The organism is Sphingomonas psychrolutea (assembly GCF_014636175.1).
Classification (GTDB): domain Bacteria; phylum Pseudomonadota; class Alphaproteobacteria; order Sphingomonadales; family Sphingomonadaceae; genus Sphingomonas; species Sphingomonas psychrolutea.
In genome coordinates this window covers 144,489-160,770 of sequence record NZ_BMDW01000002.1, presented here as the reverse complement: position 1 = coordinate 160,770, position 16,282 = coordinate 144,489, and the positions used below count along the sequence as shown (strand labels likewise).

17 protein-coding genes are annotated in these 16,282 nt (G+C 63.1%); 12 read left to right on the top strand and 5 right to left on the bottom strand.

Annotated elements, in window-relative coordinates:
• Window positions 1-95 precede the first annotated feature (95 nt).
• A complete protein-coding gene (locus IEV62_RS02255) occupies window positions 96-974 on the bottom strand; it encodes an SMP-30/gluconolactonase/LRE family protein (protein ID WP_188445168.1) in 879 nt (292 codons plus the stop codon).
• A gap of 65 nt (window positions 975-1,039) precedes the next feature.
• Between IEV62_RS02255 and IEV62_RS02250 the strand changes: the two genes are divergently transcribed.
• The 6 genes from IEV62_RS02250 (at window position 1,040) to IEV62_RS02225 (ending at window position 7,112) form a co-directional block, all read left to right on the top strand.
• The gene (locus IEV62_RS02250) at window positions 1,040-2,011 is read left to right on the top strand and encodes a phosphotransferase family protein (protein WP_188445166.1); all 972 of its coding nucleotides are present in this window, start codon (window positions 1,040-1,042) and stop codon (window positions 2,009-2,011) included.
• 26 nt (window positions 2,012-2,037) lie between these two features.
• Complete coding sequence (locus IEV62_RS02245) at window positions 2,038-3,207, top strand: Rv3169 family protein (RefSeq protein WP_188445165.1); 1,170 nt, start codon at window positions 2,038-2,040, stop codon at window positions 3,205-3,207.
• Window positions 3,208-3,227: 20 nt separating this feature from the next.
• Complete coding sequence (locus IEV62_RS02240) at window positions 3,228-4,280, top strand: cyclase family protein (protein ID WP_188445163.1); 1,053 nt, start codon at window positions 3,228-3,230, stop codon at window positions 4,278-4,280.
• Between the two features lie 89 nt (window positions 4,281-4,369).
• Window positions 4,370-6,115: an N-acyl-D-amino-acid deacylase family protein gene (locus IEV62_RS02235; protein WP_308510435.1), complete on the top strand. Its 1,746-nt coding sequence runs from the start codon at window positions 4,370-4,372 to the stop codon at window positions 6,113-6,115.
• Window positions 6,116-6,126: 11 nt separating this feature from the next.
• Window positions 6,127-6,759: a TetR/AcrR family transcriptional regulator gene (locus IEV62_RS02230; RefSeq protein ID WP_188445159.1), complete on the top strand. Its 633-nt coding sequence runs from the start codon at window positions 6,127-6,129 to the stop codon at window positions 6,757-6,759.
• A complete protein-coding gene (locus IEV62_RS02225; protein WP_188445157.1) occupies window positions 6,756-7,112 on the top strand; it encodes a nuclear transport factor 2 family protein in 357 nt (118 codons plus the stop codon). Before IEV62_RS02230 ends, IEV62_RS02225 begins: the two co-directional genes overlap by 4 nt.
• 127 nt (window positions 7,113-7,239) lie before the next feature.
• Here the strand turns inward: IEV62_RS02225 and IEV62_RS02220 are convergent, their stop codons facing one another.
• The 3 genes from IEV62_RS02220 to IEV62_RS02210 are packed head-to-tail and all read right to left on the bottom strand — an operon-like array spanning window position 7,240 to window position 9,280.
• Window positions 7,240-8,241 (bottom strand): NAD-dependent epimerase/dehydratase family protein, encoded by a 1,002-nt coding sequence (locus IEV62_RS02220; RefSeq protein ID WP_229732766.1) that lies wholly within the window; start codon window positions 8,239-8,241, stop codon window positions 7,240-7,242.
• Window positions 8,238-8,666 carry a nuclear transport factor 2 family protein gene (locus IEV62_RS02215; protein ID WP_188445153.1) on the bottom strand — a complete coding sequence of 143 codons (429 nt, stop codon included), beginning with the start codon at window positions 8,664-8,666 and terminating at the stop codon, window positions 8,238-8,240. Before IEV62_RS02215 ends, IEV62_RS02220 begins: the two co-directional genes overlap by 4 nt.
• A complete protein-coding gene (locus tag IEV62_RS02210; protein WP_188445151.1) occupies window positions 8,663-9,280 on the bottom strand; it encodes a TetR/AcrR family transcriptional regulator in 618 nt (205 codons plus the stop codon). Before IEV62_RS02210 ends, IEV62_RS02215 begins: the two co-directional genes overlap by 4 nt.
• Window positions 9,281-9,364: 84 nt before the next feature.
• Here IEV62_RS02210 and IEV62_RS02205 point away from each other — a divergent pair, with 84 nt between their 5' ends.
• Genes IEV62_RS02205 through IEV62_RS02180 form a run of 6 tightly spaced genes read left to right on the top strand, consistent with a single transcriptional unit; the run spans window position 9,365 to window position 15,256 of the window.
• The gene (locus tag IEV62_RS02205; RefSeq protein WP_188445149.1) at window positions 9,365-11,155 is read left to right on the top strand and encodes a flavin-containing monooxygenase; all 1,791 of its coding nucleotides are present in this window, start codon (window positions 9,365-9,367) and stop codon (window positions 11,153-11,155) included.
• Window positions 11,152-11,916, top strand: a complete 765-nt coding sequence (locus tag IEV62_RS02200) for an SDR family NAD(P)-dependent oxidoreductase (protein ID WP_188445147.1) — start codon at window positions 11,152-11,154, stop codon at window positions 11,914-11,916. The genes IEV62_RS02205 and IEV62_RS02200 overlap by 4 nt, the downstream gene beginning before the upstream one ends.
• Before the next feature lie 26 nt (window positions 11,917-11,942).
• The gene (locus IEV62_RS02195; protein ID WP_188445146.1) at window positions 11,943-12,398 is read left to right on the top strand and encodes a cupin domain-containing protein; all 456 of its coding nucleotides are present in this window, start codon (window positions 11,943-11,945) and stop codon (window positions 12,396-12,398) included.
• Entirely contained in the window at window positions 12,395-13,501 is a 1,107-nt protein-coding gene (locus tag IEV62_RS02190) for an alpha/beta hydrolase fold domain-containing protein (RefSeq protein WP_188445145.1), read from the top strand. The genes IEV62_RS02195 and IEV62_RS02190 overlap by 4 nt, the downstream gene beginning before the upstream one ends.
• 50 nt (window positions 13,502-13,551) lie before the next feature.
• A complete protein-coding gene (locus IEV62_RS02185; protein ID WP_188445144.1) occupies window positions 13,552-14,376 on the top strand; it encodes an SDR family oxidoreductase in 825 nt (274 codons plus the stop codon).
• A 34-nt stretch (window positions 14,377-14,410) separates the two neighbouring features.
• Complete coding sequence (locus tag IEV62_RS02180) at window positions 14,411-15,256, top strand: SGNH/GDSL hydrolase family protein (RefSeq protein WP_188445143.1); 846 nt, start codon at window positions 14,411-14,413, stop codon at window positions 15,254-15,256.
• Here the strand turns inward: IEV62_RS02180 and IEV62_RS02175 are convergent.
• Window positions 15,253-16,281, bottom strand: coding sequence for an acyl-CoA dehydrogenase family protein (locus IEV62_RS02175; RefSeq protein WP_188445142.1), 1,029 nt, complete (start codon window positions 16,279-16,281; stop codon window positions 15,253-15,255). The genes IEV62_RS02180 and IEV62_RS02175 overlap by 4 nt on opposite strands.
• Window position 16,282: the final 1 nt, after the last annotated feature.

The window sequence follows — 16,282 nt, the reverse complement described above, 5'->3', positions numbered from 1 at the left end:
TGGCCATTCTTATCCGGCTGTTAAAAAGAAATGCAACAGGTGAATAGCATTAATTCGTACGTCGCTCGCGGAAAATGTTGCATACGATAGCGGTTTCATCCGACGAAATGGGTTTCGGCAACGCCCGTGACCTCGGGATTGAGCGAAAACAGCCCGCCATTCGCGGCCGATCCCGGCCCATCGAGGGCGATCCGCATCTGGGTCGAGGTGACGAATAACGTCTCCATGCCGCGACCTCCGAATGCCGGCTTGGTTGGGTTGGCGCAGGGCAGGGCAATTTCTCGGTCGAGTGCGCCGTTGGGCAAGTAACGGCGGATGACGCCCTTGGCGACGACTGCCAGCCAGTAACCACCTTCGGCATCGACCGTGGCACCGTCGATATGGCCGTCCCCCGGGGGCAGCGACAGGAAGATACGCTCGTTCGACAACGCCCCCGATCTCGGATCGATATCGAACGCTTTGACGGTGCGTTGCGGTGTGCTGGCGGCAAACATCGTGCGACCGTCGGCGCTGAAAGCGAGGCCGTTGGCGACCGCAATACCCGCGATAACCGGCGTGAGAACCCCGTTGTCCAGCCGGAAAAATGCGCCGCCCGCAGCGCTGCGGTCTGCCGGAAAACGATGATCGAACGAACCCACCCAGAACCGGCCCTGCCGGTCGCATTGGCATTCGTGTAGCGTCACATGCGCGGGAAGCGGCGAAGCGGCGCGCAACGTCACCGCGCCGCTGATGGCGTCGAATTCATAGACACCGTCGGCAAGCGCGACAAGCAAGCCCCCACCTTCCCTGGTCACCAGACCACCGATTCGCTGCGGCATCGGCCAGCGGCTGAGCACCTGCGTCGACGGCACCCAGCGGAGGATTTCAGCAGGCTGCTCGCAATTGACCCACCACAAGGCTTGCGCATCGACCGACCAGACCGGCGACTCGCCCAGATAATTGTTGGCATCAAAAGTACATGTCGCTTGCGTCATGCCGCAATCATTGTCGCTTGCACCTGCTAATGCAATGCACGATGTTCAATCGTGAGAGGATGGACATGCGTGATTTGGATCTGATTCGGGATGGGCTGGCGCGCGTCCTGCCCGACGGCGGCGGGATTACCGGCATTCGGGCGTTTTCGACCGGCCATTCGAACGAGACCTACCTGATCGAAGGCCTGAACCAAATTCTGCGTCTTCCGGCGTCGGCCGAAGCGTTGATGCCTGGCAGCCATGACGTCATCGCGCAGGCGCGAATTTATCAGGCGGTGGCCGCGCTGGGGCTTCCGGTCCCCGCCATTCTCTACACCGGGGATGATCCCGCTGTCCTCGATGATCCCTTCTTCGTGATGGCCCGGGTCGCTGGCGAGGAGGTGAACGATTATCAGCCGCAAGCCAGTTTCACAGATGCCCCGCCCGAAGCGCGCGGGGCGATGTGCGAAACATGGATGAACATCTTTTGTGGCCTGGCCCACAGCGCACCGCTCGACATTCTCGGGGCCGCGATCAGCCCGGAGGATCAGGCGCGTCGCTGGCAGGATATGGCGCGGGCGGCGCAATGCGACTCGCTGGTCGCGCAGATCGACCGGCTGCTTGCCATCCCCGCGCCGCGGTCGGGACCCGTTGCCGTCGTCCATGGCGACCCCAAACTGGCTAATCTGATGTGGGACGCGGGCGCGCTGACGGCAGTGCTCGACTGGGAGCTGGCCTATAATGGCGAGCCGCTGTCAGATCTCGGCTATATCTTGTTCTTCTTCGCCTCGGACAGTCACCCGGCCAACCGCGCTTGCGGCTTTCCCGGCATGTGGGACCGCGACCGGATCATCGCCAATTGGGCAGCGCAGACCGGGCGCCCGACCGCCGGGGTCGCGTGGTACGAAATCGCTGCAGCGATGAAGATGGCCGCGATCATCGGCTATGGCCACTACCTCTATACCAGCGGCAAAAGCACCGACGCGCGCTTCCTTCAGTGGAAAGTGCCGCTCGACCGCAATCTCGTGCTGATCGAAACGCTTCTCGCGCAACTCTGAGCCGACCGGCCAAGGAGACTTCCATCATGGTTCCCACGATTTCGGCACTGATCGGTGCCGACGAATTCTTCAACCACCAGATCGTCAACACCCATGCCTCTGTGGGGACCGGCGACCGCAGCTGGACCGAGAAGATCTGGTTCACGCTGATGCGCAGGGACGCGTCGCTGCAGGCCAATTTCGGCCTCGGCAAATATACCAACCGCAACATTATGGATGGCTTTGCCGGCATCCAGCAGGGCACGACGCAGCGCACCGTCCGCGCGAGCCGTGTCCTCTTGCCGCTGATCGACGAGATGGCGGTGGGGCCGCTGCGTTTTGAAGTCATCGAGCCGTTCCGCAAACTGCGGATCGCGGTCGATCAAAACAGCGCGCAACCGTTCCGCTACGACCTGGTTTTCACGTCCGACCTGCCCGCCTTTTTCGAGAACCGCGATGTTGTGCTCGCGGGTGGCCGCACAGCGTCCGATGTGATCCGCTATCATCAGGGCGGCACGGTCGAAGGGTGGATCGAGATCGACGGCGAACGTATCATAGTGAACCCAGACGAGTGGTACGGGTTCCGCGACCACAGCTGGGGCATCCGCGAACATGTCGGCCTCGATCCGGCGGACCTCGTCCCTGGCAATCTCGTACCGACTTCGGCAAGCAAGGCGGGTGGCAATTACCATTTCAACTGGCTGGTCTCGCAAATCGCGCGCCCCGACGGCAGCCGCTACGAACTGGCTTATTATTTTCGCGATTTCGGCGGCGAGGGCCCGCCGCAATTCCTAAGCGGCTTTATCAACGAAAGCGACGGGCAGCAGACCCCGATTCTGCACCTCTTTCCCGAAATGACGTACCGCAAAGAAGACAAAGCGGCCATGCACGGGCGCATCCACGTGTTCGTCGCGGGCAAGGGCCGCGAGATTGTCGAGCGCATTTTCGAGATCGAGGCGATCGACAGCGAGATGGGCTTCCGCTTGTTGCCCGGCATGTACGGCGCATGGAAAGGGCAACTCCATGGCAGTTTTAAGGGCGAGGACTTCCTCGACGGCGACTGCATCGATGATGTTAACCACCCCGACAAAACGACGGAAAACTACCGCTGGCAAATTCGCGACCGCCCGGTCCGCATCCGCGAGGGTGCGAATGCGGGGTATGGCGATATGGAGAGCATCATCCTCGGGGAATATCCCGGCGTGACGTTCGTCTAAGGCAGGAGTGGAGTGAGCTTGTGAGCGCATCGCCGACTGAGCGTTGGAGCGTCAGACCTGAAGGATCGAACTGGGGTGATTTCGGACCCGATGACCAGGTCGGTCGCCTCAACCTGATCACCCCCGAGCGGCGCAAGGCTGCTGCTGCCGAGGTGCGCGAGGGGATCGCCTTTTGCCTGTCGTTACCGCTTGATTGCCCGCGCCACGTCGAACTTCATCCGCGCCGCAAGCCGCCTGAACTCGGTCACTTCCTGCGCGGCGAGGACCCGACGCTGAACTATCCGATGGCGCGCGTTACGCCAGGGCAGGACGATGTCGTGTGCGACGACAAGGCACTGCTTTCGCTTCAGTTTTCGACGCAATGGGACAGCCTGTGCCACATCGGCGCGCTGCACGACGGGCACGGCGACGGCACGTGCGCGGCGACCTATTATAACGGGTACCGCGCCAACGAGCATGTTGTGGGGCCGGTCGATTATCTGCGCGGGGATGAAGCGCGATCGGGTCCTTATGGTGCGCGCGCACTGGGCATCGAAACCATGGCTGAAACCGGGCTGCAGGGGCGCGGCGTGATGATTGACCTGTTCGCCCATGTCGGGCTCGAGCGGGTTGCGGTTGGTTATGACCGGCTGATGACGATCCTCGCGGCAGACGGGATCGAGGTGGAAACCGGTGATGTGCTCTGCTTCCGTACCGGTTTCGATCGCGCCTTGCTCGCGCGCTATGATGATCCTCACGTCGCGTTCGATCAGCAGCGCTGCGCCGGGCTCGACGGCGCCGACGAAAACCTCCGCCGCTGGATCGACAACTCGGGTGTCGCCGCGCTCGTTTCGGACAATGAAGCTGTCGAGATCCTGCCGCCGACCAGCGTCCCCGACGGCCACGGCACGCACATCCCGCTGCACCATCTCTGCCTGTTCAAGCTCGGCATCCCGCTGGGCGAGCTGTTTCTGCTGTCCGATCTCGCCGACTGGCTTCGCGCGCACGGCCGCTCGCGCTTCCTGTTCACCGCGCCGCCGCTGCGTTTGCCCGGCGCGGTTGGATCGCCGGTAACAGGGGTGGGCACGGTCTGACTGCACCCCAACTTTACACCTCGATCAGCTAATGTTACACGACGTAACAGTAGCGAGCGAGACTCGCGCGGCGGAAGAGGATGACGGCGATGGAAATCCGGATTTTGATCAAGGGCGGCACCGTCGTCGATGGCACGGGAGCACCTGCCTATCCTGCCGACGTACGCGTCGCGCGCGGCAAGATCGTCGAGATCGGCAAGGGGCTGGTCGCATCCAAAGGTGAGCGCACCGTCGATGCCACTGGCTGCTACGTCACGCCCGGCTTGATCGAGACACACAATCACTGGGACGGAGGCGTCTGGTGGTCGCCCAACCTCGATCCGCTGCCCGGCTACGGCGCGACCACATCGATCAACGGCAATTGCGGCTTCTCGATGGCCCCTGCGCCGCAGACCGTCGAGGGCAAGCAGGACGTCATCGACATCTTCAATTACTTCGAGGACATCCCTGAAGAACCGATGCGGGAAATCGTGCCGTGGGACTGGACCAAGTGGAGCGAATACAAGGCGTCGATGGAGCGCAACGTCCGCGTTCCGATGAATTTCTGTGCGTTCTGCGGTCACATCCCGCTCCGCCTTTCGGTAATGGGGCAGGACGCTTGGACGCGAGCGGCAACGCCCGACGAGATAGCGCAAATGTGCGACTTGCTCGACGATGCGCTCGCGGCGGGCGCGATGGGGCTGTCGTCGAACTATCTCGATTATGACAAGTTCGAACGGCCGCTGCCGTCTCAGCTTGCGGACGATGCCGAATTTGCCGCGCTGCTCGGTGTGATCGCGCGGTATCCCGGCACGACGTTCCAGATCATTCTCGATTATTTCATGCGGATGTCGGCCAACGACATGCTCGAGCGCTTCGGACGTCTTGCCAAGGACGCGGGCATCAGGATGCAGTGGGCAGGGATGCCGACGCTCGAATATATGGCCCCGCAATTGGCGCGTGCGGAAGAATTGCACGCCCAGTTCAAAGCGGAAGGGTTGGAGATTTACACGAGCTTCAACGTCCTCTCCCCGACCTCGGTGATCAATTTCGGGCGGACATTGGTGTTTGGCCAGAACGGCAATCCCGTTTGGCAGGAGCTCGTCAACACCCCCGGATGGGACGCGAAGGTCGCGATGCTCAACGATTCCGTGTGGCGCGATCGCGCCCGTGAGTCGTGGAACAATCAGTTCGCGCACAGCTATCTGCATGTGCCCTCCGCACTGTTCCTGCGCGAAAGCGAATCGGGCTATGGGCCCATCGGGGTCACGCTGGCCGATGTCATGGCGGAAACCGGCACTGCCCATGCGTCGGATGCGCTGGCCGACTGGGTGCTCAACAACGGGCAGGAATCGGTCATTCTCAAAAAATCTTGGGAAAAGAGCGAGTCGATCCTCAACAAGCTGCTCGAGGACACCCATTCGCTCGCCAATGTCAGCGACGCGGGCGCGCACGGCAAGTTGTTCTGCGGCGCGGGCTACAATGTCTTCCTGCTCACCGACTATGTCCGTGACCGCAAGATCATTTCGATCGAGCAGGGCGTGCACATGCTGACCGGGCGGCTCGCTGACTTCTTTGGCCTGCGCGACCGTGGCATCATCGAAGTCGGGAAAGCTGCCGACATCACCGTGTTCGACCTAAGCGAGATCGAGATGCGGCCCGAGATCAAGACCTGGGATGTGTGGGACGGCACTGGTGGGCGCACCTATCGCTACACGCGGGATCCGGCACCGATGCGGCTGACCCTCGTTAACGGCGAACCGACGTTCGACCGGGGCGAGTTCACCGGGCGTTATCCCGGCCAGTTCATCGGGCCGGTTGCAGCTGTCGAGGCGCTTGCCATCGCAGCGGAATAATGATGCCGGAAATGTCGCAAGATCCACAGGTCACGGGGCTGGCGGCATTCCAGCGTAAGCGCAAGGCCAACAGCCGCGAGCAATTGCTCGCGGCTGCTGTCGAGCAATTTGGGCGGTCGGGCTATTCGCCGGTGTCGGTGGAGGACATTGCGAGTGCCGCCGGGGTCAGCCGGATGACGTTCTACCGGCATTTCCGCGGTAAAGCCGACCTCGCGACCGCCTTGTTCGACCGCAATGTGGTCGAGGCGGGGCCGGACTTGCTGCACGTCTGCGAGGTCGACTGGTGGTCGCGCGGCGCGGTGCACGGGTGGCTCGAACGGCTGTTCGCGGTCGATCACGCCAATCGGATGCTGCTGCGTGTCTTCGTCGAAGCCGCCGCGGTCGAACCCGACTTCACGCGGCAGGCGCATGCCCAGATCGACGCGTGGATTACGACCCTCGGCGACGCGATACCCGCCTTTGCGCTGAATTCCGCAGCACCCGGCGACCGCCGCCGCTGGCTCGAGGCGTGGTTGCTGGTCTATGAAATTCTCGATCAAAGTAACCACGCCGCGCTCGATTCAGGCGTCGCCAACGACCCGCTGATGCTGGACATCCTGACCGACCGCTTCCTCGCCTTCGTCGCTTCGGAGACAATCGCATGACCGACACCAACATCATCGACCGCATGTATACCGGACTGGTTAGCGGGGACGTGGAGGCGGCGCGTGATTGCTACACGCCGGATGCGGTAATCTGGCACGGGTTTGACCGAATCACGATGACGCGCGACGCGGCAGCCGAAAGCTGGACCGCAATGTGCGCGCAATTCCCCGAACGCCGCCTATCCGACGTGCGCCGCCAGCCAACCCCCACCGGCTTTGTCCAGCAACACGTCTGGCAAATGCTTACCAAGGAAGGGAAGTGGATGAACTGGCCGGTGTGCCTCGTCGTTGAGGTGCGCGACGGGCTTATGATCCGGCTCGACGAGTATCTCGATCGGGCTGCGTGGTACTGAGGTTTGCCGGACAGCCGCTCGTTTTGAAGTGCGGTAAGCCTTGCTCCGCTGCGGTGGAACCGGTCATGCCGACCATTCTGGTGAGCTTACCGAGCTCGCCGGTGCCGCTCGCCACGGCCAGGTCAGACTAGCGTGCTTCGCGCTCGCGCGCCGCAAACCAGTTCACCGCATCGCGGACGGTTTCGCTGACCGGTCGCGGCTGCCAGCCGAGTTCGCGGCGCGCTTTGCCGTTGTCCATTTCGCCAAAGACGTTGGATAAATAGACCGCGTCGCGGCTGACCACATAGTCTTTGCGCTGCAGCAGCTTCATCGCTTGCTCGACTCCCCACGCGATTGCGTAGGCGGTGCGATAGGAAATCAACACGGGTGGCACCTGTCCACGACCCGCAATAGCAAGCGCATGGAACGCGCGTGCGCCGATGAATTCGTTGGCGATGATGTAGCGTTCGCCGGTCCTGCCGCAGATTTCCGCCGCAAGCGCAGCTTGGGCGACGTCGCGGATATCGACCGTTGGCTGGGCGACATCGAGGGCGATCTTCGCCTTGCCCTGGGCGATCTGCCAAAGCTGGCCGTTGTGCGGTGTCGGCTGATAATCCTGCGGGCCGTAAGTGTTAGCGACGCAGAGCGCGACGCCGGGTAACCCCTTAACGCGGCAGTATTCGAAGAAGCGGTTTTCGGCTTCGAGGCGCGCGCGGATATAGGGCGGTGCGCGGTCGAGCCAGTTGAACGGAATGTCTTCGGTCACCGGCCCATCGGGGTTGAGCCCCAATGTACCCATGGTGCTGGTGAAGACGAAGCGCTCGATGCCGCAGGCGAGCGCGGCGTCCATGGCGTTGACCAGCCCGTCGACATTGTTTCGGTAGATCGGCGACTGATCCGTGAGCCAGAAGCGCGGATCGACGACGCTGTGGAATACGGTCGCGCACCCCTGCATCGCGGCGCGCATCGATGCCCGATCAAGGACGTCCCCATACACGATCTCGACCGGCAAGCCCCGCAACGCGGCTTGACTGCTGGTCTTTCGCAGCAACACGCGGACTTTGCGGCCGCGCGCCGTCAGAAGCCGCGCGATATGGCTGCCGACGAAGCCACTCGCGCCCGTGACGAGCGCCGGTGAATCCTCGTTCAAGTGGCTGCCGGCGCGGTAATGTCGAGTATCAGACGGGTAAGCTTGCTCTCCGCGATCCGCCATGTCCCGTCGCTCTTTGCATAGCGATCGGTATAATGGCCATAGCCGGTCAGGCTGTGGCCGGCGTCGAACACGACCCGATCTTGCATCGCCCAGATGCCCTGCGCCGTGTCGCCGTCGATGTCGATTTCCGGCGTGTGGACGTGATGCACGGTGCGCGCGGCTTCGATAAAGGCCCGCACGGATGCAACCGCCGCATCGCGACCGTGGATCGGCGGCGGACCGCCCGCCTCGGACGTGTCGAGAACGCAATTCTCGGTGAATACTTCGGTCCAGGCATCCCACTGCTTGGTGTCGAGCAGACGACAATAGCGCGCCTTGAGTTCGCAGATCGCGATGCGGTCTGCTATGTCGTCCGGCATCATGATGCAATCCTCTCTGGGGGTAGACTGCCGTTCTCAGGTGTCGTCGCGCCGTCCGCGATCGTCTGCGTTGTCTCGGCCAGCCAGCGGACGGTGGCGGTCTCGAAATCATGGACAGGCCGCGTGGGTAAAATCTGGCGGGCCACCATGAATCCGACCCACAGCAAATTGAGTTGCCCGGCGCGCGCCAAGCCATCCGGCCCACCGAGCCACGCGGCCAATGGCACGATGATCCGCTCGTGCAGCAGGTCGGCGCACAGGATGCGCGCCGCCGGATCGGCGGTCGCGAGGATCATCATGGCCACCGGGTTGGGTAGCGTTTCTGCAGTGAGCAGGAGCCCGACCGAGCGGGTGCCGAAGTCCCCCCGATCACCGTCGAAGAACACGTCGATGATCAGAAATTCTTCTACCGCGGCGCGCAAAAGGCCTTCCTTCGATCCGAAGTAACGGCAGACCAGCGCGGAGTTCACGCCCGCAGCGGCCGCCACTTCGCGGACGCCAGTCGTGGTGTAACCCCGCGCCGCAAACAGCGTCTGCGCGGCACGCAAAATCGTCTCGGCCGTGCGCGCAGCGTCGCGGGCTTTGGGAGGCGATTTCGGAGCGGGGACGGCGTTCATAGCCGTTTACATAGTCTACCGGCAGTGATAGGTCCAGTAAGTACACAGTCGTAGACTAACGGCGAATCTGAGGATCTGAAGGCCATGTCTGACACCGAAGCGGCACGTGCGTCGCTCTGCGCAACCAAGGCCAAATACAGCGCTGAACGCGAAAAGCGGCTGCGGTCCGATGGTACCGATCAGTATCGCGACCTGACCGGCCTCTTCGAAGATTTCGACCGCGATCCCTATGCCGATCCGGATTTCCAGCGCGATCCCGTCACATGCGACACGGAAGTCGCGATCATCGGCGGCGGCCTCGGCGGTTTGTTGGCAGCTGCGCGACTGGCGCAGCGCGGCATTACCGATGTACGCGTGATCGACAAGGCGGGGGATTTCGGCGGCACCTGGTACTGGAACCGCTACCCGGGGGCGGCGTGCGATATCGAATCGTATATCTATATGCCGATGCTCGAGGAGACGGGCTACATCCCGACCGAGAAATACGCCAAGGCCCCCGAAATTTTCGCCCACTGCCAGCGGATTGCCAAGCAGTTCGGCCTTTATGACAAGGCGCTCTTTCAAACGCTGGTGCAGGAAGTCCGCTGGCAGGACGACGCCGGGCGCTGGGAAGTCTCGACCAACCGCGGCGACAAGCTGCGCGCGCGTTTCCTGATCATCGCCGGGGGCATCTTGCACAAGGCCAAGCTGCCCGGAATTCCGGGCGTCGAGACGTTCAAGGGCAAGAGCTTTCACACTAGCCGCTGGGATTATGACTACACCGGCGGCAGTCCGACCGAGCCGATGGCAAAACTCGCCGACAAGCGCGTCGCGCTGATCGGGACCGGCGCGACATCGGTGCAGGCCATGCCGCGCGTGGCGGAGATGGCCGAGCACCTCTTTGTCGTCCAGCGCACGCCGTCCACCGTCGGGGTCCGCGCCAACCGGCCGACCGATCCCGCGTGGGCGACATCGCTCCAGCCGGGCTGGCAAACCGAGCGCATGGAGAATTTTACGCGGATTGTGGCGGGTCAGGAGGCGGGAGCCGACTTGGTCGATGACGGCTTCTCGCGCATTTTCGGCCACAATCCGAAAGCGTTGCAGATCTCGACTGAGGAAGAGGAATTGATCGACCTTGCGGCGATGGAAGCGGTGCGCGCGCGGATCCAATCCATTGTTACCGATCCGGCAACCGCCGAAGCGCTCAAGCCCTGGTACAACCAGATGTGCAAGCGGCCTTGCTTCCACGACGACTATCTGCCCGCGTTCAACCGGCCGAACGTCACGCTCGTCGATACCGGCGGCAAGGGCGTGGAGCGCATCACCGAGGACGCGCTGGTCGTGGACGGCGTGTCTTACCCTGTCGACTGCATTATCTACGGTTCGGGCTTTGAAACCGGCACGGGATATAAGAGTCGGCTGGGGTTTGAAATCTACGGGCGCGGTGGCGTCAGCATGACTGATGCCTGGGCTGGGGGGCCGGCCACCTTGCACGGGATGCTCGCGCGAGGATTCCCCAACCTGATGATCTTCGACCAGTTGCAGGGCGGCGTTGCGATCAATTTCGCGCATTTGATGACCGAGCTGGCCAACCATGCGAGCTGGCTGATCGCGCAGTGCATCGAGCAGGGCATCGAGGAATTCGAACCCACAGCCGAGGCACAGGAAGCGTGGTTTCACACGCTGCTCGGCAAGATCGGCGCACAGGCGATGTTTTTCGCGCAGTGCACGCCGGGTTACTTCAATGCCGAAGGGCGCATGGACCCGTCGGCTATTCGCCAGATTCCTTATTTCGGCCCGCTGCTCGATTTCGTCCAGATCCTGCGTGACTGGCGTGCTGACGGAACGCTTGAAGGTGTCGAGACCCACTCCACACAAGAGGCTACCGCGCGATGACGGCGACCAACGGAGAATTTGCGGGCAAAGTGGTCGTCGTCACCGGCGCGGCATCGGGCCTAGGGCGGGCGACCGCGCTGGCGTTTGCGCGGGAAGGGGCGAGGGTGGTCGTGGCGGACGTCGATGCGGCGGGCCTCGCGCAAACCGTGGATGCAGTGCGCACCGATGGCGGCGAAGCGCTGGCCGCTCCCACCGATATCAGCGATGCCGATGCCTGCATCTCCCTGCCCGGAAAGGCGGTGCAGGCTTATGGCCAACTCGACGTTCTGTGCAATGTCGCAGGCGCGTTCCGCTTTGATCGAGCACCGGACATCACACCGGCGGGCTGGGACAAAATTCATGCCGTCAATGTCCGCGGCCCGTTCTTCATCATGCAGGCGGCGCTGCCGCATCTGGTCGAGAGCGCGGGCAGCATCGTCAACGTCGCTTCGGCTTCGGCATTTCTCGGCCACGCCTATCTGGCGCATTACGCCTCGAGCAAGGCGGCCCTCGTCAATCTGACCAAGTCGTTGGCGATGGAATATATCAATACGCCGGTGCGGATCAACGCGGTCGCACCGGGCGGCATCAACACCGCAATGACGGCATCATCCGTCATGCCCGAAGGCATCGAGTTCCCACTGCTCATGCGCTACGTGCCGTTGCGCGGGTCGTCCGATCCCGAGGATCTGACCGACCTGATCCTGCTGCTCGCGGGTCCGCGCGGCAAATCGTTTCACGGGGCCTGCATCAACGCGGACCGCGGCATCACTGCTGGATAATCAGCCTTTCTACGGAGACACGTGCCATGGCGCATAGCAAGCTTGAAGATCTGCCCAGTGGTGGCGACCGTTGGCCCGCCATCGGGCATGAAGGATTCCGGTCGATACAGTGGGGCGACATGGAGGTCGGCCTGACGACCGTCCACGCTCCGCTCGATTGCACCGAACAATATAAGTTCGGCGGTTTGCCCGGCGGCGTCTGCCCCTGCCCGCATTATGGATATGTGTTCGAGGGACGCCTTCGCGCCCAATATCCCGGGTCGGACTGGCCCGAGGAAGTCATCGAAGCAGGGGAGGCATATTTCATCCCGTCCGGACACGTGCTGATCTACGACGAGCCGAGCCGGGTTTTGGAATTCAACCCTGCAGCTGCCTTGCAGACGTGCATGGATGCCATCCAGAAGGCGATCGAGAAGATGACAGCGGCAGGTATCGCCGCCGCCCCTGCCGAGACGCAGGGCAGCGCGGAGGCGACATCATGAAGACGATCCGGCATGGCGCGCTGGCGTCCTGTGTCGCAGCGCTCACCATCGGCGCGGCAATTCCCGCATCGGCGCAGGACACCGCCGCCAAGCGCCCCACATTTTCCCAGGATGGCACGGTTCACGTTCCTGCGTTCGACCTGCCGCCATCGGTTTTCTCCAGCAAGCAAGCGGTTGACGCGCTCAAGGCAAGAGCCGGTGTGCCGCCCTTCGACATTCCGCCGAACATCGACATCAAGACGATGCGCATGGGAATGGAGGCCGTGCTTAGTCCAGCGGTTAAACTGATGCAGGCGCGCTACCCTGCCAACGTCGTGCAGCAGATGATTGCAGGTGTTCCAACACGGATCGTCACGCCAAAGGTTGGCAAGATCAACCGCAATCGCGTGCTCATCAATCTTCATGGGGGTGGCTTTTCGGTGTGTGCAGATGCCTGCGCCCTGCTCGAGTCGCTGCCCATTGCCGTGGTCGGCGGCTACAAGGTAATCAGCGTCAACTATCGGCAGGGGCCGGAAGCCAAATTCCCCGCTGCGAGCGAGGATGTCGCTGCCGTTTATCGGCAGCTTTTGAAAAGCTATAAGCCGTCGCAGATCGGCATCTACGGGTGTTCGGCCGGCGGCGCACTGTCGGGCCAGGTTGCTGCGTGGCTCCCGGCGCATGGTTTGCCGGTGCCGGGCGCGATCGGCATCTTCGGTTCGGGTGCGGCGCGGTTTGCCACTGGCGATTCTGCCTATCTGTCGGGGTATATCGACGGCTCGTTCCCCGCGCCGCCTCCCGCCGGGACCAACCCGCCTCCTTCGGCGCTGATGAAGACGATGATGTCGTATTTTGAAGGCGTCGATTCCAACGACCCGTTGGTGTCGCCCGCCGGACATCTGGACATACTCGCCAAATTCCCGCCCACGCTCGTGATCACCGGCACACGTGCGCCTGACATGAGTCCGGCGATCTACACCCACTCGCAGCTTATCAAGGCTGGCGTGCCGGGGGATTTGATTGTCGGAGACGGCCTCGGACACTGCTATATTTACCAGGCTGACCTGCCGGAGGCGCAAGACGCGTACGCGGCGATCGCCAACTTCTTCCACAAAAATCTGCATTGAGGTTCGGGCAACCCGCCTCGCCGTCCGCAGCGCAGAGCTAAGGTGACATGATGAACGAACAGTTGGATGAGGTCGCTATCGTCACCGGCGCGGCCGGAGGGATGGGCAGGGCCATCGCGACGGCTTTCGCTCGGGAAGGGCGGTCGCTCATTTTGTGCGACTTGCACGCCGAACCGCTTGAGGTCGTTGCCACGACGCTGCGTGACCAGGTCGCTGTTGCCACACTGGCGGCAGACGTGACCGACCCCGCATACGCCGCGATGATCGTTGCGGCATTGGCGGGTCGCAAGATTGGCGCGCTGGCCCATGCGGCAGGGGTGTCGCCGTCGATGGCGGAAGGTCGGCGCGTGTTCGCGATCAACTACACAGCGACGACGGCTCTTGTCGAAGGCCTGTTGCCGCATATGGCACCGGGAGGCGCGGCAGTGCTGATCGCTTCGAATTCGGGGCAATTGATGGCGCATCCGCTGTTCGACCGCGCGGTCCGACAGATGATGGACGGGCGCAGGTCGCTACTCGGCAGCCTGGCGTTGCGGAATTCGCGAACCGCGTATCCGCTTTCCAAGCGTGCAGTGCAGTTATACGCCCAGAAAATGGCCCCGGCGTTTGGGCGAGCGGGTGCACGCATCATCTCGCTCTCTCCCGGTATCATCGACACCGCGATGGGGCGTCTGGAGAATGACGCTGGCCCCGAAATGCAACGGATGATCAACGTCACTTGCCTCGGTCGGCAGGGAAGGCCGGAGGAGATCGCGGCGGTGGTTGCCTTCCTCGCTTCGCCTGCGGCGAGCTATATTACCGGCACGGATATTCTGGTCGATGGCGGCACAGTTGCAGGCATCAAGGATATCGGCGGCGTGATGAAGCTGCGCTAGGGCAGGTCGGACGATCATGCGACTTCGACGTATTTTGAAATGGCTTGGACTTGGGGGCGCGGGCACAATTCTCGTCGGCGGGGGGCTCCTCGCCTGGCAGGCCCGGACGCCGCCCGTCACCAATGCCTATTATGTCGCTTTGGGTAGTTCCTACGCGGCAGGGCTGGGACTCGGCCCGCGTGCGCCCGGCAGCCCGATTGTTTCGCAACGGACGATCAACGGCTACCCGCAGCACCTTGCTCGCTTGCTGAGCGTGCCGAGCTTTACCGACATGTCATCGTCGGGGTCGACGGTACGGCACGTTCTGCATGGCGGCCAGATGCTGCTCGGGCCGCAGATCGACGCGCTGGGCCCTGACACGCGCCTGGTGACGCTGACGGCCGGGGGTAACGATGTCGGCTATGTCGGCGATCTGATCGCGATTGCATACAGCAATCGCGGTGGTGTTATCGGTGGTGTCGTCGGGGCATTCTGGCGCGGTGCCAAGCCGATCAGCAAACGCCCCTTCGACGACCTCGCGATGACATTGCGGGAAACACTGCATGAGATTCAGCGACGCTCGCCGCAAGCCAGGATCATCGTCGTAACATACCCGACAATCCTGCCTGACGGTCCGATTTGTGCGTCAGCCGGTATAACCGAAGCGCAGGCGGCGCTGATGCGCGGAGTCGGCGTCAAACTTGCCGCGACGACGCGGGAAGCAGCGGCAGCCGCGGGCGCAACCGTCGTGGATATGGCATTGTTGTCAAAGGGCCATGATGCGTGCAGCACAGACCCGTGGATCAACGGTTTTAGGCCAGCCGCGGGTGCCGACTTCCATCCGACGCTTGCCGGTGCGCGCGCCACGGCGGAGGCTATCGCAAAGGCAATTGCCGTTTAAGCGACCTCACTCGCGAATGTCGCGTCGGGTCCGGTCCTGAGCGCGGCGATGCGCGCCATCACCGTTGCACGGTGCGCGGCAGGCGTGCCCCAGGCATAATTGAGCGCCATCGCGCGCTTCAGGAAGAAGTGGAGATCGACTTCCCAGGTCATGCCCATCGCGCCGTGCGCCTGCACCGCCATACGAGCGGCGCCGTCGGCGGCTTCGCCCGCCGCGATCTTAGCATGGGCGACGCGCGCGCGGGCGGCCAAACTGCCGAGCGGCAATTCGGCGGCGGCGGCGTGGACGACCGGCCTTGCGAACTCCACCTTGACCTGCGCCGAGGCAATCATGTGCTTGACCGCCTGCGTGCTGCCAATGGCCTTGCCGAATTGCTGCCGGTCCTTGGCATAGGCGACCGCCATATCGATGCAGCGCTGCGCGAGGCCGATCATCTGGGCGGCGGCGAGCACCGCACCGCGATCCGCCGTATCGCCCCAATCGCTGCCGACCTTAGTGGCGGGCGAGGGGGTCCATTCGACCGCGAACAGGCGACGGAACGGATCGAAGCTCTCGGCGCGCGTCAGCGTTACGGCGTTCGACTCGATGAGGTGGATGTCATCACCGTCGGCCAGCAACAATGCGTCGGCGGTGTCGGCACCGGCCACAAGCGGATTGATCGGGTGACCGATGGCGACGACCGCGCCTGCCATCGCCCTGTCGAGCCAGCCGCGCGTTCCGTCGAGCCGCGCCAGCAGCGGCAGGGCGATGCCCGTCAGTTCCACGAGCGGTTCAGGCAAGCCGACATACCCTGCGGCCTCGGCGATGCCGATGAAATCGACGAGCGTCATGCCCATGCCGCCCGCGCGTTCGGGGGCGAGCATCCCGATCAGGCCCATGCCGTTGATCGCCGCCCAGCGCGCGTCGTCGCGCGGCTGCTGGCTATCGAGCAGGCGGCGCAGATCGGCGGGCTGGCAGCTGTCGACCAGCATCTCGCGTGCGGCCTGGGTCAGTGTAAGCTGGTCGTCGGTGAAGGCGAATTCCATA